Source organism: Streptomyces sp. NPDC055239 (assembly GCF_053606205.1).
The window spans coordinates 1,371,461-1,395,291 of the sequence record NZ_JBSGRD010000001.1 but is presented as its reverse complement, the minus strand read 5'-3'; the positions used below and the strand labels follow the sequence as shown (position 1 = coordinate 1,395,291).

Here is a 23,831-nt window from a genome sequence, read left to right as displayed (position 1 = left end):
CGCGTCCTGACAACCTCGGCGCTCGGCGCGGCGGGGGCCGCTCACGCCTCCCGGTGGCTGTCCGTCGCCGACGCCGAGTCGTCGGTACGGAGACTGGCGGTGTCACTGTCAGCGCGCCTGTCGGACAGTTCGGGTGGGGTCTCCCCCGCGGCGAGGTGCTCCAGTACCTCCGCGAGTTCGCGGCAGGCATTCTGCACCGATCTTCGGGTGGCACGCTGTTCGGCGACCATGGCGGACAACAAGAGCGCCGTCAGCGCTGTGGCACCGTTGAACGCCTGAAGTTTGGTCATGACTTCGATGGCCGAAAGGTTGAGGAAAGCGCCTTGCTGCGTACTCGCCTCGAAGGTGGTCAGCACCGACGCGAACAGCGCGCACAACATGCTCCCTGCCAGCTGGAAGCGCAACGCCACCCACATGATCAGCGGGAAGACGAGGAAGAGCAGGCTCAATTCGCCGACCACGGCCAGAGGTACGACGATCAAGGCCGCGAGGCCCAGGAACAGCATCTCCTTCCAACGCCTCAGTCGCACCGGTCCTGCGGCTCCCACCAGCACGAGCAGGAGCGGCGTGACCAGCAGGACGCCCATCGCATCGCCCACCCACCAGGCCAGCCACACGGACCAGAACTCCCCCGTGTCCAGTCGCCCCGTCAGCACCTGCAGCCCGACCCCCGCCGTGGCACTGATCAGCATGGCTCCGAGCCCGCCGAGGAAGACCAGGGCCAGACCGTCCCTCAGACGTGAGATTCCGACCCGGAAACCGGCCCGCCGCAGCATCAGATAGGCGCAGAGCGGGGCGAGGGTGTTGCCCGCCACGGTGATCAGTGTGGTGAGCTGCGGAGTAGTGAGGGAGGCGATGGTGAGGAAGGAGCCAATGGCGATCCCGGGCCAGACCGCCACGCCGTAGACAAGCAGTGCGGCGACGGCGACCCCGGTGGGCGGCCAGATGGGTGTGACGACCACGCCTTCGACGGTGAGCCGGCCCAGCAGGCCCAGACGTCCGGCCACGTAGTAGCAGGCGGCCACGGCCAGTGTCTTGAGGACCACCTCCAAGGACAGCCGGAACCGCCGAGTCACCAACACAGAGCCATCAGACACCGAGCGGACCACTTCGGCCATGCGAAGGCCTCTCCTCCGCCCACGTCCGTAACCTTCGGGGCCTCGGCTCCCCCTCTCCCACGTCCGCGGTCATGCCGTGGACGCCACTAGAGGGCGCCTCCGTCGTGGCCGACGACGAGGACGGCGGCATCGTCCTCGTGCCCCACCGTGTCCGCCAGCCGCATCACACCGCCTGCAAGAGCGTCGATCCCAAGACCGGCGGCGGTAGTGATCTCGGCCAGGCGCATCACCCGCCGCAGGCCTTCGTCGAGACTCAGCGACGGCCCCTCCACCACCCCGTCGGTCAGCAGCACGACGACGCCGTCCGTCGTGAGCCGGTGGCACACCACGGGGTACTCGGCGCCTTCGAGCACCCCGAGCGGCGGGCCGCACTCACCTTCGTCGACACCGGACCGGCCGTCGGCCGTGGCCCAGATGTGGGGGATGTGACCGGCCCGAGCACACTCCAGGACGCCCGTAGCCGGATCAAGCCGAAGGAAAGTACACGTGGCGAAGAGGTCCGCGCCCAGGGAGACCAGGAGATCGTTGGTACGCGTGAGCAGTTCCCCCGGGTCGCCCGTGACGGACGCCAGCGCACGCAGTCCCACACGGACCTGCCCCATGAACGCGGCGGCCTTGATGTTGTGCCCCTGCACGTCACCGATGGACAGGCCGATACGGCCGTCGGGCATGGTGAAGGCGTCATACCAGTCTCCCCCGACGTTGAGCCCGTGATTGGCGGGCATGTAGCCCACGGCCAGCCGGACGCCCGGAGGCTGCGGAAGGTCATGGGGCAGCATGCCGCGCTGCAGCGCCACTGCCAGCTCCACCCGGGAGCGCTGCATCTCCGCGAGCTCCCGGGCCCGGGCAGTCAGCGCCCCGAGCCTGGCAAGCAGCTCGTCACCGTCGTCGGCCGCCTGCGTACGGAACATTGGTCGCCCCGGTTCCGCGAGAGCATCCCGCGTCAGTTCAGCTGTCTTCCGCCACATGCATCACATGGACCACTGGCACAACGTCCTGATCAAGTCTGCCCGCAGATGGCGGAGGCCGCACCCTGTCGCGTTCTCCTCTGCGGCCGGGCCCGGCCTATCGCCCTTCGGGGCACACCCGCGCCACCAGGGCGGGCAGCGCATCCCCGAGGGGCAGTTCGACGCGCTGGGTGGCCCAGCGGTCGCCTCGGGTCGGGCCTTGATTGACGATCAGGACCGGCGTGCCGGACTGCGCCGCCTGGCGCACGAAACGGAGCCCGGACATGACGGTGAGGGAGGAGCCGAGCACGAGCAGGACAGCAGCCTCCTCGACAAGGTGCCGACATGCCGCAACCCGCTCGAGGGGCACGTTCTCACCGAAGAAGACGACGTCCGGCTTGAGGACCCCGTCACCGCAGGCCGAACACGCCACCACCCGGAACTCGCGAACAGCCTCGTCGGGCAGTTCCACGTCACCGTCCGGATTGACCCGCACCGCACGATAGCGCTCTGCGGCGGCCTCGAACCCCGGATTGACTTCACGCAGCCGTCGGTCGAGTTCCGAACGGGCGCTGCCCCGCCCACAGGCCAGGCAGACCACCCGGCTCAGACTCCCGTGGAGTTCGATGACGTCCCGGGCCCCGGCGGACTGCTGCAGCCCGTCGACGTTCTGTGTGATCACACCGGTGACCAGGCCTGCGTCGGCCAAGGTGGTGACGGCCCGGTGACCGGCGTTCGGACGGGCCCGCGTCATGGCCCGCCACCCCAGCTGGCTGCGGGCCCAGTACCGCTGCCGGGCCTGCTCGGCGCCGACGAACTCCTGATACGTCATGGGAGTGTGCCGGCGCAGGGAGCCGTGTTCCCCGCGGTAGTCCGGGATGCCTGACTCGGTGGAAAGACCGGCCCCGCTCAGCACCGCGACCCCGCCCGCGCGCACCGCGTCGACGACAGTCGTGAGGTCGGTCGAGGCCGGGAGCAAGCCGCCAGTGGGCTCCCAGGTCAGCGTGGGTCGCGTCCGCATACCTGCCAGTTTACGTTTCGGGCGCGCCGAAGCGTGGCTCGGTACCCCGCAGCCGTAGTCACCGGGGAAACTTACTCAGATCCTGTACACCCCCGTCCCCGGTACGCCGTCATCGGCGGCGTACCCGGTGAGTGCGACGAATCCCCGGCCGCGGACCGTGGTGTTCGGGCCCAGGGCGAAGGGGCTCACCGCCCCCAGCCGGAGTGCCAACTCCGATGCCATGTAAGGGCTCGTGTTCTCCCACTCCTCGTCCGGGTCGTCCTCGGACTCCATCCATGCAGCGTGCAGCGCGAGTTCCTCCGGGAGCCGCTCGCCCAGTTCGGGGAGAGGATCGTCACCCCAGGTGGAGGCGTCGACACGGCGCACCACCGCCCCGTCCACGGCCAGGGCCCAGCCCGAACCGCCCCCGTGCTCCCCGAAGTAGTACGCCTGGGCCTGCCCATGACGGCGGCTCAGTTCGGTGATGGCGTCGAGCACTTCCTCGGCACGCTCCGGGTCGACGGGGTTGCACCAAGGCCCGAGGACCAGTGTCCAGCCGTCCACCTCGGGCGTTCAGTGCGCGACGGGCTTCCTGACGCTGCTCCGGGTCCTCGAGATCTCTGATCAGTTCCACTCCGCTGCCCCCACGGCTCGGGTCGGAGTGGAGCCGCACCCCCGGCAGTGACGTACGCCCGGGGAGCGGGCTCATTCCCCCGCGTCGCGCACCAGGAGTGCGATCTGTACCCGGTTCTCCACCGCCAGCTTGGCGAACAGGTTGCCTGTGTGTGCCTTGACGGTCGCGATGCTGATGCGCAGCCGCTGGGCGATCTCCGGGTTGCCGAGGCCGTCCGCGATGGCCTCGGCGGTTTCGCGTTCTCGTTCGGTGAGTGCGGACAGCTTTTTCCGTGCGGCAGCGCGGGACGACTCACGGACGTGAGCGGACTGCGGGCCGGTGGCCGCGGCGATCACCCGTGCGGCGGCCGCCGGGGACAGCACCGGCTCGCCTTCCGCGACGGTCCGCACCGCGTCGAGAATCTGCGCGGGCCGGGTGTCCTTGAGGACGAACCCGAGTGCTCCGGCACGCAGCGCTCCGAGCACCAGGTCGTCGGAGTCGAAGGTCGTCAGCATGAGCACCCGGGGTGGCTCCGCTCGGGTGAGGAGTTCCCTGGTCGCGCTGAGACCGTCACGTCCGGGCATCCGCACGTCCATCAGTACGACGTCCGGTTGCTGCTCGTCCACCACGGTGATCGCGGCGTTGCCGTCGGCCGCCTCCGCGACGACGGTCAGGTCCTGTTCGCCGTCGATGACCAGCCGCAGCGCCATGCGCACCAGCTCTTCGTCGTCGACGATGACGACACGCACCGGCTGCCGCTCGCTGTCCACTCAAGTTCTCTTTTCGTGGGTGGGGTTCGGCCAGGGTAGCCGTGCGGTGAGGAGGTAGCCGCGGTCGGGTGTGGGGTGATGGTCGAGTCTTCCGCCCGCGAGGCCCACTCGTTCGGTGAGGCCCAGGAGTCCGAACCCCGACGCCGGTCGTTGCGCGGCTTTTGCGGCGGCCGGGGAGTTGCGGACGCTGACGTCGAGTCGGTCGCCCGCCGCCCCTTCGAGGGTGACGTGCACGGGTGCGCCCGGGGCATGTTTGGCGGCGTTGGTCAGTCCTTCCTGGACGACCCGGTAGCAGGTGCGTCCGACGACGTCGGACGGTGTTCCCTCCACGGTGGTGGTGAGCGTGGCGTCCAGGCCGGACGAGCGGGCGTCGGCCACCAGGTCGGGGATCCGGTCGAGGGAGGGTTGTGGTGGTTCCGGGTGGCCCGGGTCCGCCCGGAGCACACCGAGGACGTCCCGTAGTTCTTCCAGGGCTTGGTGGGAGCCCTCGGCGATGCCGCGGACCAGCACGCGGTTCTCCTCGGCGCTGAGGCCACTTCGGTGATCGAGCACTCCGGCCTGCATGGCCACCAGGGAGATCCGGTGCGCGAGCACGTCGTGCATCTCGCGGGCGATCCGGTTGCGTTCCTGGGCCCGTGTCTGCGCCGCTCGTGCGGTCTGTTCCCGTTCGGCGCTCTCGGCCCGGTCCCGCAGGGACCGTACTTCGACACGGCGTGCGCCGATGGCCATGCCCACGGCCACCGCGATACCCGCCGTCAGTGCGGGCATCATGAGCTGGATCCACCACGTGCCGGGCGGGCTCTGGACCGGGTAGACCTCGACGGAGAACTGCGCCGAGGTCACGTAAGCCAGCACGACGACTGCGATCTCCACCGGCCGGCGGCGGGTGGAGATGGAGCCGAGGGCCACCAGCGCGGCGCCTGCGGCCAGCGCCGACGCGGTCGAGGCGATCGCGACCGCCATGGCGACGGCGAGCGGGAAACGCCGCCGCCACACGAGCGCCGCCAGGCAGCCGAGAGCGACGAGCGGATCGCCGATGCGGAACCAGAGGCCCGTTTCATCCCCCTGCCAGTGCAGCAGTACGCCGGTGTAGAGCCAGGCCGGGATGCCCACTGCTGCGGCTGCCGCCAGCCGCCAGGTCTGCTGCCACCACCCGAGCCGTGGCGCCGTGTCGTACGTGTTCACCCGGCCATTGTCGCCAACCCGTGCGGCCGGTGAGTCAGACCTAGGGCTGATCCGCCCTGGACCAGAGTCCAATGGCCGCCTCGCCCGGGGTCGAAGACGTTCTGGCCCAGGGTCGAAGGCGTTGCGGGCCGTCGGGTCGATGTGCCGTATGTGCCGCACGGACAGACTCGTTCACGTGCCGGGACAACGGAACGCGAAAACGGGATAAGAGACGGAGAGACACGATGCGCAAGGCCGGTCTCACGGCCCTTGAGGCGGTCGGGATGGCGATGACGGCCCTGGCCGCCCAAGCGGTGATCCGCGGTCTCCTTGACCAGGACACGGAAGTGCTGTGGGGCGGCTTCGGCTGGGTTCCCGGCGGGCGCACCGGCCAGCTGGTCCTCCTCGGATTCATCGCGCTGATCGCAGTGGTGTCCGGTGGCTGGGCACACACCCGCCGGGAGACGGCCTGACGAGATCCGGGACGACGCACTCGCTCCCGACACAAGCGTTCCGGGCCGTGTCCCGGCACCCCCCACACACGCTCTTTCAGGAGGACATCAGATGCGCAGATCCCTGTCCCTCGCGCTCGCCACCACCACGATGGCGGCAGTGACCGCTGTGCCGACCATGTCATCGGCGGCGACGCCGGACACCATACGCTGGGGCCCCTGCCCGCAGGGCGTCGCCGCGCCCCGTCTCGAGTGCTCGACGCTCCAAGTCCCCCTGGACTACCGGGATCCGGACGGCCGGCAGATAGAGATCGCGATCTCTCGGCTGGCCAGCGAGAAGCCCTCGCAGCGCCGCGGCGTACTGCTGACCGATCCGGGCGGCCCCGGCGGCGCGGGACTTGACTACCCGGCCGTTCTCGCCCGCTCCGGGCTGCCGCAGAAAGTCCTCGACTCCTACGACGTGGTCGGCTTCGACCCACGCGGGGTCGGCCGCAGCACACCGGTGACCTGCGATCTGACGTCCGAGCAGCAGGCGCGCGGCAACTTCGCTCCGTACGCGCACACCGATGCCGATGTCACCCGCGAGGCGGGGAACGCGCGGGCCATCGCCGAGCAGTGCGCCACCTCGCGGACGGCATGGATGCTGCCCCACACCACCACCGCGAACACCGCACGGGACATGGACCGGATCCGGGCGGCGCTGGGTGCGCCGAAGATGTCGTACCTCGGACATTCCTACGGCACCCAACTCGGAGCTGTGTACACGACGTTGTTCCCGAAGCGCAGCGACCGGATCGTGCTCGACAGCAATCTGGGCCCGGGTGGTTACGACGTCACGGCCATGCGGCGCTTCGCACGTGGAATGGACGACCGCTTCCCGGACTTCGCGGCATTCGCGGCCGCGCGTCCCGAGTACGGTCTGGGCACCACACCGCGGCAGGTGACCGCGAAGTTCTTCGATCTCGCACGGCGGTTGGACGCGAAGCCGGTCCAGGGAGTCGACGGGACGCTGTTCCGCGGGTTCACGTTCGACCGTCTCTACTCCGATGCGCTCATGCCTCAGACGGCCGAGTTCTGGCAGGCGCTCGACACGGGCAAGCCGCTGCCGCCCGTGCCGCCGCTGCCGAACATGGAGAACCTCATGGCCGCGCGTTTCCATGTGATCTGCGGTGATACGCGCTGGCCGAGCACGGTCAAGGAGTACCAGCGCAATGTCGCGGTCGACCGCGTGGCCCACCCGATGCTCGGCGGGTCCACGGCCAGCATCGGGCCGTGCGCGTTCTGGCCGGGCAAGCGGGTCGAGCCGCCGGTCCGCATCGGTGACCGGGGCCCGTCCAACGTGCTCATGGTGCAGAACGAACGTGACCCGGGAACGCCGCTTGCCGGGGCCAAGGAGTTGCGGCGCGCGTTCGGGAAGCGCGCCACGATGGTGACCGCCGACCAGGGCGGTCACGGTGTCTATCCCTTTGGCCCCAACACGTGCGCGAACGACGCGGTGACGGCGTTCCTGACCGGCGGGCCGCGTCCGGCGCGGGACCTCGCCTGCGCGGCCGAGCCGAACGAATAGCGGGAGGGTCAGGCATGTTGAAGGAGTTGCGGCGCCGTCGCGCCGCGCAGCGGGTCAAGCCCGGCGACGGGCGGCCACTGAAGCGTTTCCGCTGGTGGCAGATGACCTTCCGCGCACTGTTCTATCTCCGGCTGCCCGAGGACGGCGGTCGGCAGACGGTCTACGCCGTCGACGTCAAGCATTCGGGGAACAAGTCGACCGGCGTGGTCGAAGCCCACCTTTACCGCGACGGCAGGCAGCACGCGCTGTCCAGACTCCCTGCCTTCTTCCCCGTCCCGGGCGGCACCGTCGAAGTGCGAGGGAGCGGCTTCGGGCTCAAGCGCTGTCACTACGTCACCGCCAAGGGGACCGAGCACCAACTCACCCCGGATCGCGACTCCGCCGAAGGCCGCCGCGCGCACTTCGACGGCGCGCACCCCACGCTGAGCCGTGTGATCGGCCTCCTCTCGTCGATCATGCTCGTCGTCGCCCTTGCACTCCTCCTCTGCCAGCTCATCGAGCCGGTCACTGAGGTGGAGCCCATCGCCCGACGCTTCGGGACGTTCACCTCGCCCGTCAGTCTGCCGACCTGGGGCAACATTCTGGTCGGGGTCGGTGCGGCGGCGGCCAGCACGGAGCGGGCTCTGCGGCTGCGCTACCACTGGCTGCTCGACGGCGGGGTGGGCTGACGGGTGCTCGTCTCGCGCGCGGCCTCGGCTCGGGGTGGTCAGGGCTACATGGCCGCGGTGCTTATGGCGCTGCGGGTGCCCGGGCCGTAGACGCCGAGGGGTTCGTCGATGGCGCGGGCCTGTTGCATGCGCGCGACCGCGGCTGCGACGTCCTGGTTGTAGTAGCCGTCCACAGGGCCTGTGTAGAGACGTAGTTGTCCCAGCTGCTCCTGCAACTGCCGTACAGAGGCGCCCGTGCTGCCCACCCGCAGCACACTCGCTGCGTGCTCGGTGCGCGCCGGAGGGCTCGGGTGCGGTGTGGGCTTCCTGGGCGGGGCGAGCGTGGCGGGTCCCTTGTCGGGTACGGGCAAAGAGTCGTGACGGGGAGCGTCCGGCTTCTGCGCGGGCGGCGCGGCGTGCGGAGCGGTGGGGGCCGGGCGGCCGTGGGACTGGGCCAGGAGCCCGGCGGTGAGGACGAGCAGGGCTGCGGACGCGTAGCCGTACGAGAGCGGCGGGAAGGTCCGTCTGGGTCTGATCGCGCCGTGGCGGGCATGGCCGTGCAGGTGCCGCTGTCCGCGTAGGGAGGCGCGGTGACGGCCCTTTCCCTCTCTGCCGGAGGTGGGCGCCGCGCTCGCGGGTATCGCGTGCGTCGGCCCGTCCACCGGGCGCGACACCCCGAACGCCGTACGCAGGCGTCGATCTGGTGCCCGCGTCAGATAGGAGGAGAGCGCTGGGTACATGGACGGGTCTGGGACGGCTGCTTCGAAACTCACATGATCGAACGTAGACGTCCGTGCGCCACCGATCCCTCCCCGTCGGCCCCGAACCGCGATCCTTAAGGCTGCGTTGACGGTCGACTCAGGGCCAGCTAAGCCCCGCGATGCCGCGGGCGGTTCTGTATCGGGTGAGTATCAGGGAGCGCTTGGTCGGCCATCGGTTCGGGCGGTGCGGTTGTCGCGTCCGATGTCTGCCATATCGTTCCTTTCAGGTCGCCGTCGCTCCGTGCGCGGGCGTCGGCCCCGCCCGAACCGCCCGAACCGTCCGAACCGCCCGAACCGTCCGAACAGGAGTGATCCACCCGTGTCGTCGCCCAACCCGGCTCCTGCTTCCCCGCAGCCCGTTCGTGTGCTGCTGGTGGAGGACGACGACCTGATGCGCCGGTCTTTCGCCGTCGCCCTGGAGCGCTACGGCTATGAGGTCGAGGTCGCGGCCGACGGGCTCACGGGGCTCGAGCTCTTCCGTGAGGAGAGCTTCGACCTGCTGATTCTGGACGTGATGCTGCCAGGGCTCGACGGGATCGGACTGTGCCGCAGAGTCCGCGAGACCAGCTTGGTGCCGGTCCTGATGATGTCGGCGCGCGGCGACGGGCTCGATGTCGTCGCCGGTCTTGAGGGTGGCGCGGACGACTACGTGGTCAAGCCCGTGGACACCTACGTACTGGTGGCCCGTATCCGCTCGCTGTTGCGCCGGGCCACCTACGCGCCCGCCCAGGAGCCTGGCCGCGCCGCGGGCGACGGGGCTCCGTCGGCCGAGGAGCGGGTGCTGGTCTTCGGGGATCTGGCCATCGACACCGGTGGCCTGGAAGTGTCGGTGTCCGGGCGTCCGGTGGCGCTCACCCCCACCGAGCTGAAGCTCCTGCTCGAGTTCGCCGCTCACCCGGGGATCGTGCTGGAGCGCCACACGCTGCTGCGCAACGTCTGGGAGTACGGCTGGGACGGCGACAGCCGGGTCGTGGACCTGTGTGTGCAGCGGCTGCGCGGCAAGCTGGGACGGGACCGCATCGAGACGGTCCGCGGTTTCGGCTACAAGCTCAGGCGCTGAAGCCCATGCGATCGCCGTTGTTCCGTCGGCCGCGCCCGACCCGTGTGGCCCTGCGCTGGAAGATCACCGCACTGGCCGCGGCCACGGCCTGCCTGGTCGCGGCCGTGGTGGGCGTCCTTGTCCATCTGTGGACCGCGCAGGACATCCGTGGCCGGGCCGAGGCGAACGCCCTCAACAGCGCCTACTCCGCGATGGACATCTACCGGCGCACCCGAACACTGTCGGACGGCGCCGAGCTGGATCCGGACGGCCTGCCCGCCGCGCTGCGCCACCCGGCCGACGGCGAACGGCACACTGCCTACGACAAACGCGTCGAGAACAACTTGGGCCCCAGCGTCTGGGGCGCTCAGCGGGTCGGCGGTCCGGGCAGCCGGGTCCTTGCCGTCCGGATCAACATGAGCACCGACCTGCACGAGCTACGACGGCTCGACGTGGTCATGGCGGTGGCCTCGCTCCTCGCGCTCGCCGCGGCCATCCCGCTTGCCGTCTACGGAGCCGGACTGCTCGGCCGCCGGCTGCGGCGCGTCTCGGAGACGGCCGGCCGGATCTCCGCCGGGGATCTTGACGCCAGGACCGGTCCCGGCGAGGGCCGTGACGAGGTGGACGACATCGCCGCCACCGTCGACCTCATGGCCGACAGCCTGGCCCGCCAGCTTCGCTCCGAGCGCCGTTTCACCGCGGACGTGGCCCACGAACTGCGCACCCCTGTCGGCGGTCTGCTGGCCGCCGCCGATCTGCTGCCCGCGGGTGAGACGGAGGACCTGCTGCGGGCCAGGGTGCGCGATCTGCGCGGTCTGGTCGAGGATCTCCTGGAGATCTCGCGTCTCGACGCGGGGGCCGAGCAGCCGGTACGGGCCCATGTCCCGCTCGGCGCGGTCGTCTCCGAAGCGGTGGTGCGCACCGGCCTCGACACCGAGGTCATCGTCGCCGACGGTCCGGATGCCGACTTCCGGCAAGGGCGAGACGCGCAGACGGTGGAAACCGACCCACGTCGTCTCGAACGCATCGTCAGCAACCTCGTCGTCAACGCCCACCGGCACGGCGAGCCTCCGGTGCGGGTCACCGTCGAGGGGCACACCGTCGTCGTACGCGACCACGGGCCCGGCTTTCCCCCTGACGTCCTGCGCGACGGGCCGCGGCGCTTCCACACGGGCGCGGCGGAGCGCGGCTCGGGGCACGGCCTCGGCCTCACCATCGCGCTGGGGCAGGCCCGGCTGCTCGGCGCCGTACTGCACCTGGACAACGCCCCGGACGGCGGCGCCGTCGCCACCCTGCGCCTGCCGGTCTGAGCCGCCCGCTACACGATCGCGGCACTGCCAAGCGCCTACCGATACATCACGGCCCAGGCGCCGATACATTCCCCGGGCACCCTTCGACGTGCACCTTCCGCACCGAAGAGGAGTCCCCCCTGTGACAGTCGGCCACTTTGCCCCGCACGCGACCACCGGGATCGCGGCCGCCACCACCGACCTGTCGAAGGTCTACGGCAGCGGCGACACCCGCGTCCTGGCCCTGGACCGGGTCAGCGTCTCCTTCCGGGATGCCGAGTTCACCGCGATCATGGGGCCGTCGGGCTCCGGCAAGTCCACCCTGATGCACTGCGCCGCCGGGCTCGATTCCGTCAGTTCCGGCTCCGTACGCATCGGCACGACCGAGCTGAGCACGCTGAACGACCGGCAGCTGACGGAGCTGCGCCGTGACCGGATCGGCTTCATCTTCCAGGCGTTCAATCTGCTGCCGACCCTGACCGCCATCGAGAACATCACGCTGCCGCTGAGCATCGCGGGCCGACGCCCCGACGAGCAGTGGCTGCGGCGCGTGGTGTCCATGGTCGGTCTCTCGGACCGACTCGATCACCGCCCCGGGCAGTTGTCCGGCGGGCAGCAGCAGCGCGTGGCGGTGGCCCGCGCCCTGGTGTCCCGGCCGGGGATCGTCTTCGGCGACGAGCCCACCGGCAACCTCGACTCGCGGGCCGGGGCCGAGGTGCTCGGCTTCCTGCGGGATTCGGTGCGCGAGCTGGGCCAGAGCGTGGTCGTGGTCACCCATGACCCGGTCGCCGCCGGCTACGCGGACCGCGTTCTCTTCCTGGCCGACGGCCGCCTCGTCGACGAGATGACCGACCCCACACCGGAGCGCGTCCTGGACCTGATGAAGACGCTCGACACCGGCCCGCGCACCAGCTGACGCGCCCTCACTCCGGCTGCCGCACCGCGTCGGTCGAGTGTTCCCGACCAGCCATCCGCTCGCACCCGTCGAGCCTGCCTCCCAGGATTCGCCCCGCATGTTCCGTACCTCTTTGCGCAACGTCTTCGCACACAAGGCCCGCCTGGCCATGACCGTCCTGGCCGTCTGCCTGGGTGTCGCGTTCGTCAGCGGCACCCTCGTCTTCGCCGACTCCTCAGCCGCGGCCTACCGCGCCGCCGCCTCGCAGAACTTCGCCGGTATCGCCGTCAGCGTTACCCCGAAGGACCCTCCTCCGGGAACGTCCGTCGACCAGCACTCCCCCGCACTGGACGATGCCCTGGTCGGGAAACTGGCGGGCGTACCCGGTGTCGCCGCCGTGCGCCCCACGGCCGACGGCTCGGCCGTCCTGAACGCGGCCGACGGCACCCCGCTGCGGACCGGCAAGGCGTGGGCCAACCTGGGCTCCGCCTACGTACCGGGCAAGGACGGCAAGGACAGCCGCTATCCCCTGGTCGGCGGCCGAGCCCCGCGCGACGGCGACGAGTTGGCCCTGGACAGCGGTACGGCGTCCGCCGGACACCTCGGCATCGGTGACATCGTCACGGTGGCCACAGACGGCCCGGTCATGAAGAAGCGACTTGTCGGCATCGTGAGGACCAAGGACACGCGGGTGACAGCCGGCGGCACCCTCGCCCTGTTCGACAAGGCGAGCGCCCAGCGGCTGTTCGCATCCGAGGGCCACTACACCGGCATCGATCTGTCCGCCGCTGCCGGCACCGACCAGTTCGAACTCTCCCGCCGGATCGAGGACGTACTGCCGACCGACCGGGCCGAGGCCGTCACCGGCAGCGCGCAGGCCGACCAGCAGGCGATGAACATCGACACCATGACCCGGGGCTACCGGAAGATGCCCATGATCTTCGCCGGGGTCTCGCTGTTCATCGGCTCGTTCCTCGTCGTCAACACCTTCACGATGCTGGTGTCCCGGCGCATCCGGGAGATCGCGCTGCTGCGGGCGATCGGAGCCGGGCGCCGCCAGGTGGTGCGCTCCCTTCTCCTGGAGGCCCTGTTGATCGGCCTTGCCGCGTCGGCGGCCGGTTTCCTGCTGGGTCTTGGCATCGCCGCCGTACTCCCCGATGTCTTGGGCACCTCCGGGGATCCTCTGCCCGACGGACCCCTGGTGGTCGGGGCGCGTCCCGTCCTCGCGGCGCTCGGCGTGGGGGTGGGCGTGACCGTGCTCGCCGCCTGGCTGCCCTCGCGCAAGGCGGCCAAGGTCGCTCCCGTCGAGGCGATGCGGGTGGCCGAGCAGCCGCCTACCGCCGCCCGATCCCGGTGGCGCGGTGGGGTGGGGCTCGCCCTTCTCGTCCCCGGCGCCGGTCTCCTCGTGTCGCTCACCGGGGCCGAGGACGCCTCGGAAGAGAACCTGCGGAGCGCGATGCTCGGCTGCGCCATCCTCGTCATCGCCATGATCGTCCTCGCGCCGCTGCTCGCCGCTCCCGTGATCCGGCTCGCCGGACGCCTCACCGAGCGCTTCGGCGTGATCGGCCTGCTCGCACGGGAGAACGCGCTGCGCGACCCGCGGCGTACCGCCGCCACCGCCGCCACTTTGATGATCAGTACGGCGTTGGTCGCCGGGCTCGCGATCATCGGGAACTCCACCGGGCAGGCGCTTGACCGTCAGACCGCGGCCGGTCTCGGGGCCGACTACGTGATCGGCACCCGCACGCCCACGACCGGCATCGACAAGGCCGCTGTGCGGCGGGTAGCCGACACCTCCGGGGTGAGGTCCGCGGCCCCCGTGTCGGACTCCACCCTGTTCGTCGGCGGCCACGTCCAGGAGATCTCCGGCGTCGACCCGCAGGTCGTCGGCGCCACCATGAAGCTGGACTTCGTCAGCGGCTCGCTCGACCGCCTCGGGCCGGGCCGGATCGCCCTCTCCAGCACTCTTGCCCGGGAACAGGGCGTGGGGGTGGGCGGCAAGCTCACCGCGTCCATGGGCCGCGACCAGAAGGTCGGTCAGTACACCGTCGTGGGCGTCTACCGGGACAACCCCACCGCGCATGACGCGCTGGGCGCCCGCAGCGAGGTGCAGCGCAACAGCTTCAAGCCGGGCTCCGTGCAGCGGATCCTCGTCCGCACCGACGGCGGCGCGTCCGCACGGACCCAGGAGCAACTGCGTACCGCCGTGGGCGACAGCCCGCTGGTGAAGGTGCAGGACCGCGAGGAACTCGTGCGCGAGGCGGCCGGTGCCATGGGCAACCTGCTGACGCTGATGTACGGGCTCCTTGCGATCGGTGTTGTAATCTCCGCGCTCGGCATCGTGAACACCCTGGCCATGTCGGTGGCGGAGCGCACCCGCGAGATCGGTGTACTGCGCGCCATCGGCATGGGCCGCTCCGGGATCCGGCGGATGATCCGCCTGGAGGCGGTGACCGTGGCCGCGTTCGGCACCCTTCTCGGCCTGGCGGGCGGGGTGTTCGGGGCCTGGGCGGTCGGCGCGCTGGCAGGCGGTGCGATGGAGCAGTACACACTGTCGATGCCGTGGGGGACGCTGGTGCTGGTGTGCCTGGTGTCCCTGGCGATCGGCGCGCTCGCGGCCGCGCTTCCGGCACGCCGTGCGGCAGCGTTGAGCCCGCTGGAGGCCGTCTCGGAGGTCTGAGGCGACGCGCCTCCTCAAGAGGGCTTACGACACGTCTTCCGCTCCTGCCGAGCCCCGGCAGGAGCGGAAGACGTGTCGGCTGCTCAGTCCAGGGACGGTTGCTCAGCCCACGGTCGGCTGCTCGGTCCACGGGCTTGAGGGTCAGTGTCTGCTCGGCGGCGGTCCTGGCGCCGCCGACGCTGCCGCCTGTGGTGTCGGTCCAGGCGCGGGTCGGTGTGGTCTCGGCCCTACCTGGCACTTGACCGGGTCTATCAGGATCCGAGCGGGACGGCTGCGTCCGTGGGGTGATCCGTGGGGTGAGGGGCGCGTGGGCGGCCCTGTCCGTCGTAGGCCAGTGCTGGATTCCTCCACGGCCTCGGAGCCTTGCCCCGTACCGGCCCCGAGTTGGCCGACGAGCGCCGGACGGGCCGGGAGTGGCCCGCCCGGCTACGCGTCACTTGGTCGCCGCGAACTTCCAGATGAACGGCTCGCCGTCCTCCTCGGACCAGTGGACCTCCAGGTCCTTCGCGTCCTTGGGGACCAGGTAGGTCTCGCACAGGACGTGGGACTCGCCCTGCTTCCAGCCCTCGATGGACGAGGAGTCGTCGCAGCCCGGCGCGTCTTCGGCGGCGCCGATGATCAGGGTTCCGCGCTGACCGTCCGCCCAGACGGTGGTGGAGTCGTTCGCGTCCGGGCTCTGTGTGAGTGCCGCGCCGGACTTGTGCGTGTACTTCACATAGGCGATGGCCGGGACCAGGCCCTTGGCATCCTTGGGGTCCGACACCATCTTCTTGGTGTCGGCCTCCGTACCCAGCTCGACCTTCTGCGCGGTGAGCTCGTAGGTGACGGAGGCGTCGCCCTCCTTCACCTTGCCGGTGGCGCTCTCGCCGGTGCCACGCGCGCCGCCGGACTTCGGCGACGATTCCGCGCTCGCCTTCGCCTTCGGCTTCTCGTCCGCGGAACCCGACGCCTTGTCGTCGTCGCCCCCGCATCCCGTCAGCGCGAGGGCGAGCACGGCCACGGGCGCGGCAACGCGCAAAGCGTTCTTCCTGTACAGCAAAGTGAACTCCTGGCAGAAAAAGGTCAGCCGCGCACCACGAAGTCACCCCGCGTCGCGGCCGGTTGAGCGGTCAGCATACGAGTCGATCACCCAAGGGGGCGAGGCGGTTCCGCACCGTACATGCGAGGTGTGTTCACACTTGCGATGGATACGGGATAAAGCGCACGCCCCGGAACTCGCCCAGGCCTGACCCGATGGCTCATCAGGGAGCGCGCAGGGGGTCAATGACCGCGCCGGGGTTGAGGATCCCTGCCGGGTCGAGGACCTTCTTGCCGGCCCGCAGGGCGGCGGCGAAGAGGTCGGGGCGCTGCTGGTCGTACCAGGGCCGGTGGTCGCGGCCCACCGCGTGGTGGTGGGTGATGGTGGCGCCCGCCGTGATGAGCGCCTGGGAGACGGCTTGCTTGATCTCGTCCCACTGCTCCACGGTCCTGCCCCACCGTCCTGCGGCGTAGACGCCGAAGTACGGCGCGGGGCCGTCCGGGTAGACGTGGGTGAACCGGCCAGCGCCGCCCTCCAGCCATGGCAACAGATCAATTGACGCACAGATAGGGCGCGACTCAGCCAGAGTGGCCCATATTGGCGGCCGAGTACGGCTCATCCAGGCGCTGGGCCACACGTCTCAGGCGGAGACCAAGGGGCTTGTTAGTAGGAATGATGACAGCGTGAAGCCCCGCGAAGGGGGTTGCGCTCTACCCGTGGAGACAACCTCAGGGGCCCGGATAGCCCCGGCTGGGGCAGGGTTCCGCGGGCTCCCTGGATGCTGAGGCGCAGCCAGTCGGCGGGCCGCACCTGACAGCCTGAGGGACGTTGCCATGCCTGCCACATCTTGCGCCGCGGCGCTCTCTTCAGGCGGTCGATACCTCCGTGATGCTGGCTCCGGCAGTGTCGACCATCTGCCGACGCTGACAGCACGGGCGAACTTGACACGGAATCTCGCTGGTTGGGGAGCTAGCGGTGGGTGAACCAGAAGATGATGAGGGTGATCAGGCCGCTGCCGCAGCAGATGCCGCGCAGTACCTGTCCGAAAGCGGTGCGGCGACGATCGAGGGCCCAGTCGCGGATGCGGCGCACGTGTTGAGTAAGAGCTCGGAAGGTGCCGACCACACTGTTGGGGAGGTGGTGTGCACGATGGCGCCGTAGGCGGCGATTTCTACCCACCGTTGACTCGCGTCTCCCTCCACGACCAGCCGAGGAGCGACAGGTACAGCCCGGACCAGGCAGCGCGTGCGTGGCGCTTCACGTGCGACGTCCAGTTGCTGACCCGGGACTGGCCCCGGAGAGAGGGCACCCTCCACAGCATGCCCATCAGTCGGTGCACGTCTCTGCTGAGCGTGCGTCAGCTACTGATCATCACAAGCTCTTACTGACCTTGACAGCGTGATGTCGTCATGATGCTGCGGGGACGAGGCCGGTGCCGGTGAGACAGCCGTCCAGGATGTCGCCGCGGTACTGAAGCTGTCGCAGGCCCCGCCGGACGGCGGCGATGAGGTCGACGGGATCGGCAAAGGCACGGTTGGCCAGGGTGGTGCGGCGCAGGATGGACCAGATGCCTTCGACCGGATTGAGGTCGGGTGCGTAAGAGGGCAGGGGTAGACGGTGAGCCAGTCGCGGTCGGCGATGTAGCGGCGCATTCCGGCTGCCAGGTGAGTGTTGAGGTTGTCCCACACCAGCACGATCGGGCCGCCGAGCTGCTGGTGAGCGGCCTGGAGCAGGTCTCGGTAGTCGGTCCATGCGAAGCTCTTGCGTTCGCCGCTGCGGCGGTCGGGTCGAGGCCGGTAGATCAGCCGGGACGGCTGTCCGGGCTTGTAGCAGGCCAGGGCGGCAATGGACAGGCGCCGGCGGGAGCGGCCACGGACCCGCACGATAGGCGTGTGGCCGCGCCGGGACCAGGTGCGGGTCGTGGGGCGGAGTCATCGAGAACCCGGCCTCGTCCTCGAACACGAGCCAGGCACCGAGCACCGCCGCGATCATTCCACGTGGGGCCAGGTTTCCTTTACCCAGCCGGCCACCGCGGCCTCGTCCCGCTCGACGGCCTGTCGGGCAAGGACCTGGCAGGACCAGCCGTGCCGCTTCAGCAAGGCCGCGACGCCCTGGACGGTGTAACTCTTGTGGAACCGGCGCCCGATCAACATCCTGATCCGCGACAGCGTCCAGGCCTGGTCCGGCCAGCCATGCGCGAGCGGGCCCTGGTCCAACTCCCGCTCCAGCAACGCGAACAGCTCATCGCTCAGCACCGGCAGCGAGGCCGGGCCCTTCGACGCCAGCGCCTGCACACCGCCCTCAGCCCACGCTCTGTGCCAGCGCTGTACCGAACGGACCCGTGACCCGCAGATCGTGAGCGATGACGGCAACATCGTCGCCCCAGGCGAACCGCTCGGCCGCCTCCTGCCGCAACCGCTCACGAAACGCCCGCCGTTCAGCGGTCAGCCCACCACCCTGCGCGTACCTCACAAAGACGGCATACCGCCAAGACCATCAACTGTCAGCCCCCGAGACACCACGCTTTGAAGGTCAGCAGGAGCACCCAGCCTCGAATCATCAGGCCCCCGTCGCCACAAGTTAGAGAGAATAGTTCCAGTCGGTTAACCCATGCGGCACAACTGCTGCGACTGCCCGGATGAGCGACAAGGATGCCCTCCGGGTGGCCGGAAAAGTGCCCCATAACCGCGAGATTTCCGTTCTCAGATCTTCGGGATCCTGCGTCCCGTGTGTTCAAGATCAAGAGCCAAGGTCCGTCTATCCGGCACCGCTCGCGCTAGGCGAACGGATAGAGGGCATACGCGAGCTCAGTCTCGTTATTCCCGTGGTCGATGTCGCCAGGTGGCCTACCGCCAAAGGGCGGCAGGGGCATGCGCATAAAGTGCGACTCTCTGCTGATCAGGGGTGCAGCAATACTCGTACGGCGCCCGGGCTCCGCGGTGTCGGGTGATGCGGTCGTGACAGGGGGCGATGGCGCTGTGGCTGTGTCCGCGAGCGCCGAAAGGCCCGGCGCAAGGACCGGACGGGACTTCGCGCATTCGGCTAATTTGGCGTGAGGCGTCCTCGATGCCTGTCTTTAGCTAGCCGCAGTCATACAGGGGGAACTGATGGGGAATCTTGCACGTCTTCCGGTGGAGGGTGGGGGTTCGATTCTCTTCGAGGCATCCACGATGACAGAAGGTCCGGTGAAGGCCGGACGCATTGGTGACACAATCCACGAGTTGCCACGCACTGTGCAGGAGGCCCTGCATCCAGTGACCGCCATGGCACGGGCGGCTCTGCAGCAAGTGCAGCAGGCCGCCCCGCACGAAGTCGTCATCGAGTTCGGCGTCGACATGACGGCAGAAGCCGGTGCCGTCATCGCGAAGAGCCAGGCAGGCTGCCATCTGAACGTGATCGTGACCTGGCGGGCCGAGCACGACGACAGCGTCACGTGACGTCGAGGGATCTCCATGGCGACGCGTGGAACCACTTCTATTCATTGGGCTGACGAACCAGGCGACGCGTTACCGAGCACTGTCGTCCAGGTGCTGTCCTCTCAGGGTGGTGTGGCCGGTGCGGGCTTCCTGGCCAGCCAGGATGTAGTCATCACCTGTGCCCATGTCGTGGCCCTTGCGGGCCACGGGCCCGAGGCCGTCGTGAGTCTGAGGTTCTCCTCCGCTCCCGGCACACCAGAGATTCGTGGTTGGATCGATCCCAATGCCTGGAGAAGCTCCGAAGCCGAAGACGTGGCTGTGATCCGCCTCGACGCGACACCGGCAGGAGCGGAGCCACTGCCCCTCGGCTCGGCCGTCGGCTGCCGTGGGCACGGGGTGCGTTCCTTCGGCTTCCCACAACAGGCACGTTTCGGCGGCCACTTCGGATACGGCGTAGTCGGTGGTCTGCTGCCGGCCTCGGAGAGCGCGGGGGCACTACTGCAACTCACGGCCGCCAACGATCTCACTCAGGGCTTCAGCGGGGGTCCTGTGCTGGACGAGGTCACCGGACTGGTGATCGGGATGGTCTCTGCCATCACTTCCCCGGACCCTCACCTACGAGGCCAGCACATCGCATACGCGACGCCCACGCAGGTGCTGCGCGAGATTTGTCACGGACTGACAGAAGAACAGGTATGTCCGTACCGAGGCTTGGAACCCTTCACGACGGAACACGCCGGATGGTTCCACGGCCGCGACGCGGCGCAGCGAGCGGTACTCGACATGCTCAAGGGGCAACGCAGAGTCTCGATGCTGCTGGGCCCGTCCGGATCCGGCAAGTCTTCGCTGATACAGGCAGGTGTCCTACCTGCTCTCACTAAAGGAGGAGTGCCCGGCGGCGACCGCTGGCTGAACCTGTTCGTTGCTCGGCCCGGTCCGGATCTACTGGCCGCACTCGAACGTCAAGGGCTGCCCGGCGCTGTCACCGGACTTGACGCCGCGGTGCGCCGACGCCTTGCGGACGAGCCACGCTGCGAGCGACTGCTGCTGGTCGTTGACCAGTTCGAGGAGCTTCTCCCGCATATGACCGGTCCTCAGCCCACCTTGCGGCGCACCGAGGAGAACACCGAACGAGCCTGGGCCTCGATCAAACAACTGACGCTGCTGACGAGATCACAAGCACCTGTTTCGGTGATTTTGGTCATGCGTAACGACTTCTACGCTCAGCTGGCCGATCAGGCGCCAGCGCTCCTCGACGCTGTCACACCGTTGCTCAACATTCGCGCTTCACTCACCCGCGAGGACCTGGAGAGCATCATCATCAGCCCTGCCGCAACCGTGGGGCTGCGCTTCGAAACCGGTCTGTCGAAGCGCATCATGTCCGACGTCGTCGCAGCGACCGGGCCCGCCATCCTGGAGCCCAGAACTGGAGCGATCCCTCAGGAGCGTGACAGCGAACCGGGTACTGCTCCCGCAACGCTACTCACCGCCCTGGAATTGACTTTGCTTCAGCTGTGGGAGCGCCGTAATGACGGCTGCCTCACTCACAACGCCTACGAGTCCATCGGGACGGTGACCGGAGCCCTGACCACATGGTGCAGGGCCGCCTTCGACCGCTTGCCCGAGGACCAACACGCCACCGCGCGCCGGATCCTCACTGCCCTGGTAGACCCGGGCGATCCCATCCAGGGCGCGCCGTCCGTCCGTCGGCAAATGAACTTCAGCACTCTCTATTCGCTTGTAGCCGATCCGCAATTTCCCTTATCGGACGCATCCGCACGCGATTCCATCGACACAGCGCTGTCCGCTCTCGTGCGGCACCGCATCGTCACAACCCGCGCCCGGGAAAATGGCTCCGATCACCCTATGCCGGTCGTCGAGCTTATCCACGATTCACTCATCCGTGACTGGCACGAACTGCAGGAATGGGTCGCCCAGGACAACGACTTCTATACCTGGCTGCACCGCACAGAAGGCCAGCAAGCCCGCTGGGCGAACAAGAAGCGGCCCGGCGACCTCCTCCATGGGACAGACCTTGCCGCCGGCATCGAATGGTCGCGTCGCCGTGGGTTACCCCGGCACATCGCTCAGTTCCTGCACATGAGTCATCGCCGAGCCAAACGCCGCATCCAGATACTCGCCGCGACTCTCGCTCTGGCTCTTGTCGCCGCCGGCTTGGCATTCTGGCAACGGCAAAGCGCTGTAGAGTCTGAGCACCGGGCTATCACCACTCAAAGGCAGGCCCTTTCCCGGCAACTTGCCACCCAGTCGGAAGCCATCATCGGCACAGACCCGGACCTGGCCTCGCTCCTTGCCGTTCACGCGTACCAGACCAGCCACACCGCCGAGGCCACGGCCAGTCTCTACAACGCAGCAGAGTTGCCGCTACGCGCCCGGCTCACTGGCCACACCGACGAAGTATCCGCAGTGGCGTTCAGTCTCGACGGCACAATGCTCGCCACTGGCAGCAAAGACGGCACCGTACGTTTGTGGGACACGGTTACTCGGCGCCCACGCTTAGTGGTCAAAGCAAAAGCAGACGTCCAGACGGTCGCATTCAGCCCGGACGGCAAAACCATTGCCACCGGTGGCTGGGACGGCAGAATACGCACGTGGAGCACCACCACAGGCCATCTCCAGACCACCATGACCAGCAACACCGATCTTGTGTTGTCAGTTGCATTCAGCCCCGACGGGAAGACACTCGCGGCCACCGACACCGACGCAACCACCAGAGAGGACATCGTGGCCCTCTGGGATCCGGTCACAGGCCGCCGTAACAGCCTGTCCGGTCAAGGCGACCAGGTTGAGTCGGTAGCGTTCAGCCCCGACGGCACGACACTCGCCGTCGGCCAAGACGAGACCGTACGACTGTGGGACACGGGCACAGGTCGCGTCCGCACCACGTTGACGAGTTTGGGAAGTAGCACACTGGCCTTCAGTCCGAGTGGGAAATCCCTTGCCGCGGCTGGCGACTTCGACGGGAAAGTGCAGGTCTGGGACGCCGCCGACGGCCGCCTCCAGAAAACCTTGTCCTCCGGCAGCCTCACAGTCGAGGCGATCGCCTTCAGCCCCGATGGCGCCACTCTGGCCGCCGGTGGGGGGGACATGTCCGTACGTCTGTGGGACATCAAGACCGGACGCACCCGCACCACACTCATTGGCCACACGGATACCGTGAACGGAATCGCCTTCAGCCCCGACGGCAAGACAGTTGCCACAGGGAGCTCGGACAGGACCATACGAATTTGGCGCACTCCGAGAGAACCGGTAAAGACGGTCGTCGGCCAGGCTGCCCACGCCTCCGCGGCAGCCTTCAGTCCTGATGGGAGGACGCTCGCCATAGGCCAGGAAGACGGATCCACGTGGTTGTGGGACGTCAAGAGCGGTCGCGTATCCAAGATGCTCACCGGTCACACCGCGGACGTGACATCAGTTGCTTTCAGCCCAGACGGCAAGACCGTCGCCACTGGAAGCAACGACATGACGGTACGGCTCTGGGATGCTGGCACAGGCCGTGCACTCAGCGTCCTCAGCCCCCAAAACGACCCCGTCAAGGGCGGCTTCTTCGCCGTCGCCTTCAGCCCTGACGGCAAGAGGCTCGCCGTGGGGGACGGATACCGAGTGTGGCTGTGGGAATTGGCTACACAGCATGTTCGCAAGAAGGTCTTGATTGGCCCCACCGACCTGATGTTCGTGACGTTCAGCCCGGACGGCACGACCCTTGCTATCGGCGGTTCGAAAACAGTGCGGCTTTGGGATACGACGGATGGACGCATACGGAGCACCATCTCCGTTCACCCGGAGTTAGTGTCGTCGACGGCGTTCAGCCCCAGCGGCAGAACTCTCGCCATTGCCAGTTCTGAGGCGCTGAGGCTCAGGGACTTGGCCACAGGCCACACGCGGACAATCAGAGGCGGGGTGAGTACTGTCGCCTATAGCCCTGACGGACGTACTCTCGCGACCGGATCCGAGGCGGTGCAACTGAGGGATGCTGCCACAGGCCGCATTCTGACGACTGTCATGAGCCGTGCCGAGTATCCTCTGGAGATCACGTTCCAACGCGACGGCAGAGCCCTCCATATTGTCAGTGAACGCGCCATGTACCGCTGGAACATGGATCTGCCCCGCCCCGGTGGGTCGATCGAGAGGATCTGCGCGGCAGTCGGGCGAGGCTTCACCGCCAACGAAAAGGGGGGCTACGCTGCGGACAAAGGCGCCTCACAGGTCTGCCCACAGGGAGCCCCTTCAAGGAAGTAAGTGCGCCTCTCCACGCCGACTGAGCCACACGTGTTGAGAGAGCCGCTTACCCCGTACGCCGCAAAACGCGCATTTAAGCATGCATCCAGCGTAACCGCCCGTGGGTGTCCTCGGCCGTTGGTTTGCCCAAGCCTGCGGGTGCCCGAAACTCGGCCCTCCCTGCTGACCTGGCCTTGCGGTCAAGGCCACGCGTGG

At 68.6% G+C, this 23,831-nt stretch carries 18 protein-coding genes and 2 pseudogenes; 9 read left to right on the top strand and 11 right to left on the bottom strand.

Annotated features, from left to right (window positions below; all coding sequences use genetic code 11):
* Positions 1–41 precede the first annotated feature (41 nt).
* From ACWFRJ_RS05835 to ACWFRJ_RS05810, 6 genes are all read right to left on the bottom strand, one after another.
* On the bottom strand, positions 42–1,118 hold the full coding sequence (locus ACWFRJ_RS05835; RefSeq protein ID WP_453524935.1) for an MASE1 domain-containing protein: 1,077 nt from the start codon (positions 1,116–1,118) through the stop codon (positions 42–44).
* Positions 1,119–1,204: 86 nt separating this feature from the next.
* The gene (locus ACWFRJ_RS05830) at positions 1,205–2,029 is read right to left on the bottom strand and encodes a PP2C family protein-serine/threonine phosphatase (RefSeq protein ID WP_453524934.1); all 825 of its coding nucleotides are present in this window, start codon (positions 2,027–2,029) and stop codon (positions 1,205–1,207) included.
* Positions 2,030–2,183: 154 nt separating this feature from the next.
* Positions 2,184–3,086: an NAD-dependent protein deacetylase gene (locus ACWFRJ_RS05825; RefSeq protein ID WP_453524933.1), complete on the bottom strand. Its 903-nt coding sequence runs from the start codon at positions 3,084–3,086 to the stop codon at positions 2,184–2,186.
* Between the two features lie 75 nt (positions 3,087–3,161).
* Positions 3,162–3,629, bottom strand: a complete 468-nt coding sequence (locus tag ACWFRJ_RS05820; RefSeq protein WP_453524932.1) for a hypothetical protein — start codon at positions 3,627–3,629, stop codon at positions 3,162–3,164.
* A gap of 141 nt (positions 3,630–3,770) precedes the next feature.
* Positions 3,771–4,448, bottom strand: a complete 678-nt coding sequence (locus ACWFRJ_RS05815) for a response regulator transcription factor (RefSeq protein ID WP_453524931.1) — start codon at positions 4,446–4,448, stop codon at positions 3,771–3,773.
* Positions 4,449–5,633: a sensor histidine kinase gene (locus ACWFRJ_RS05810; protein ID WP_453524930.1), complete on the bottom strand. Its 1,185-nt coding sequence runs from the start codon at positions 5,631–5,633 to the stop codon at positions 4,449–4,451.
* Positions 5,634–5,857: 224 nt separating this feature from the next.
* Between ACWFRJ_RS05810 and ACWFRJ_RS05805 the strand changes: the two genes are divergently transcribed.
* The 3 genes from ACWFRJ_RS05805 (at position 5,858) to ACWFRJ_RS05795 (ending at position 8,299) form a co-directional block, all read left to right on the top strand.
* Entirely contained in the window at positions 5,858–6,085 is a 228-nt protein-coding gene (locus ACWFRJ_RS05805; protein WP_453524929.1) for a hypothetical protein, read from the top strand.
* 91 nt (positions 6,086–6,176) lie between these two features.
* On the top strand, positions 6,177–7,631 hold the full coding sequence (locus ACWFRJ_RS05800) for an alpha/beta hydrolase (protein WP_453524928.1): 1,455 nt from the start codon (positions 6,177–6,179) through the stop codon (positions 7,629–7,631).
* Between the two features lie 14 nt (positions 7,632–7,645).
* Positions 7,646–8,299, top strand: a complete 654-nt coding sequence (locus tag ACWFRJ_RS05795; protein ID WP_453524927.1) for a hypothetical protein — start codon at positions 7,646–7,648, stop codon at positions 8,297–8,299.
* A gap of 44 nt (positions 8,300–8,343) precedes the next feature.
* Here ACWFRJ_RS05795 and ACWFRJ_RS05790 read toward each other — a convergent pair whose 3' ends face one another.
* Positions 8,344–9,051 carry a peptidoglycan-binding domain-containing protein gene (locus tag ACWFRJ_RS05790; protein WP_453524926.1) on the bottom strand — a complete coding sequence of 236 codons (708 nt, stop codon included), beginning with the start codon at positions 9,049–9,051 and terminating at the stop codon, positions 8,344–8,346.
* 307 nt (positions 9,052–9,358) lie between these two features.
* Here ACWFRJ_RS05790 and cseB point away from each other — a divergent pair, with 307 nt between their 5' ends.
* The 4 genes from cseB to ACWFRJ_RS05770 all read left to right on the top strand — a co-directional run bounded on the left by cseB (position 9,359) and on the right by ACWFRJ_RS05770 (position 14,942).
* Positions 9,359–10,099 (top strand): two-component system response regulator CseB, encoded by a 741-nt coding sequence (gene cseB / locus ACWFRJ_RS05785; protein ID WP_453524925.1) that lies wholly within the window; start codon positions 9,359–9,361, stop codon positions 10,097–10,099.
* A gap of 5 nt (positions 10,100–10,104) precedes the next feature.
* On the top strand, positions 10,105–11,388 hold the full coding sequence (locus ACWFRJ_RS05780; protein WP_453524924.1) for a sensor histidine kinase: 1,284 nt from the start codon (positions 10,105–10,107) through the stop codon (positions 11,386–11,388).
* 121 nt (positions 11,389–11,509) lie between these two features.
* Positions 11,510–12,283: an ABC transporter ATP-binding protein gene (locus tag ACWFRJ_RS05775; protein WP_453524923.1), complete on the top strand. Its 774-nt coding sequence runs from the start codon at positions 11,510–11,512 to the stop codon at positions 12,281–12,283.
* Positions 12,284–12,380: 97 nt separating this feature from the next.
* Entirely contained in the window at positions 12,381–14,942 is a 2,562-nt protein-coding gene (locus tag ACWFRJ_RS05770; protein ID WP_453524922.1) for an ABC transporter permease, read from the top strand.
* A 433-nt stretch (positions 14,943–15,375) separates the two neighbouring features.
* On the opposite strand, the gene ACWFRJ_RS05765 is transcribed toward ACWFRJ_RS05770, so the two are convergent.
* The 4 genes and pseudogenes from ACWFRJ_RS05765 to ACWFRJ_RS05750 form a co-directional block, all read right to left on the bottom strand.
* Positions 15,376–15,960: a hypothetical protein gene (locus ACWFRJ_RS05765; protein ID WP_453524921.1), complete on the bottom strand. Its 585-nt coding sequence runs from the start codon at positions 15,958–15,960 to the stop codon at positions 15,376–15,378.
* 223 nt (positions 15,961–16,183) lie between these two features.
* Positions 16,184–16,480, bottom strand: a pseudogene (locus ACWFRJ_RS05760) (FAD-linked oxidase C-terminal domain-containing protein); the annotation flags it as partial.
* Positions 16,481–16,929: 449 nt separating this feature from the next.
* Complete coding sequence (locus tag ACWFRJ_RS05755; RefSeq protein ID WP_453524920.1) at positions 16,930–17,052, bottom strand: hypothetical protein; 123 nt, start codon at positions 17,050–17,052, stop codon at positions 16,930–16,932.
* Between the two features lie 315 nt (positions 17,053–17,367).
* Positions 17,368–18,432, bottom strand: a pseudogene (locus ACWFRJ_RS05750) (IS630 family transposase).
* Between the two features lie 635 nt (positions 18,433–19,067).
* Here ACWFRJ_RS05750 and ACWFRJ_RS05745 point away from each other — a divergent pair.
* Together ACWFRJ_RS05745 and ACWFRJ_RS05740 are read left to right on the top strand one after the other, a co-directional pair.
* Positions 19,068–19,397 (top strand): CU044_2847 family protein, encoded by a 330-nt coding sequence (locus ACWFRJ_RS05745; protein WP_453524919.1) that lies wholly within the window; start codon positions 19,068–19,070, stop codon positions 19,395–19,397.
* Positions 19,398–19,412: 15 nt separating this feature from the next.
* Positions 19,413–23,636 carry an nSTAND1 domain-containing NTPase gene (locus ACWFRJ_RS05740; protein ID WP_453524918.1) on the top strand — a complete coding sequence of 1,408 codons (4,224 nt, stop codon included), beginning with the start codon at positions 19,413–19,415 and terminating at the stop codon, positions 23,634–23,636.
* The last annotated feature ends 195 nt before the right edge of the window (positions 23,637–23,831 follow it).

Excerpts from the sequence above, each read along its gene's own strand:
- ACWFRJ_RS05835 (WP_453524935.1), bottom strand. The coding sequence starts at position 1,118 with ATGGCCGAAGTGGTCCGCTCGGTGTCTGATGGCTCTGTGTTGGTGACT.
- ACWFRJ_RS05830 (WP_453524934.1), bottom strand. The coding sequence starts at position 2,029 with ATGTTCCGTACGCAGGCGGCCGACGACGGTGACGAGCTGCTTGCCAGG.
- ACWFRJ_RS05825 (WP_453524933.1), bottom strand. The coding sequence starts at position 3,086 with ATGCGGACGCGACCCACGCTGACCTGGGAGCCCACTGGCGGCTTGCTC.
- ACWFRJ_RS05805 (WP_453524929.1), top strand. The coding sequence starts at position 5,858 with ATGCGCAAGGCCGGTCTCACGGCCCTTGAGGCGGTCGGGATGGCGATG.
- ACWFRJ_RS05800 (WP_453524928.1), top strand. The coding sequence starts at position 6,177 with ATGCGCAGATCCCTGTCCCTCGCGCTCGCCACCACCACGATGGCGGCA.
- ACWFRJ_RS05795 (WP_453524927.1), top strand. The coding sequence starts at position 7,646 with ATGTTGAAGGAGTTGCGGCGCCGTCGCGCCGCGCAGCGGGTCAAGCCC.
- ACWFRJ_RS05780 (WP_453524924.1), top strand. The coding sequence starts at position 10,105 with ATGCGATCGCCGTTGTTCCGTCGGCCGCGCCCGACCCGTGTGGCCCTG.
- ACWFRJ_RS05770 (WP_453524922.1), top strand. The coding sequence starts at position 12,381 with ATGTTCCGTACCTCTTTGCGCAACGTCTTCGCACACAAGGCCCGCCTG.
- ACWFRJ_RS05745 (WP_453524919.1), top strand. The coding sequence starts at position 19,068 with ATGGGGAATCTTGCACGTCTTCCGGTGGAGGGTGGGGGTTCGATTCTC.
- ACWFRJ_RS05740 (WP_453524918.1), top strand. The coding sequence starts at position 19,413 with ATGGCGACGCGTGGAACCACTTCTATTCATTGGGCTGACGAACCAGGC.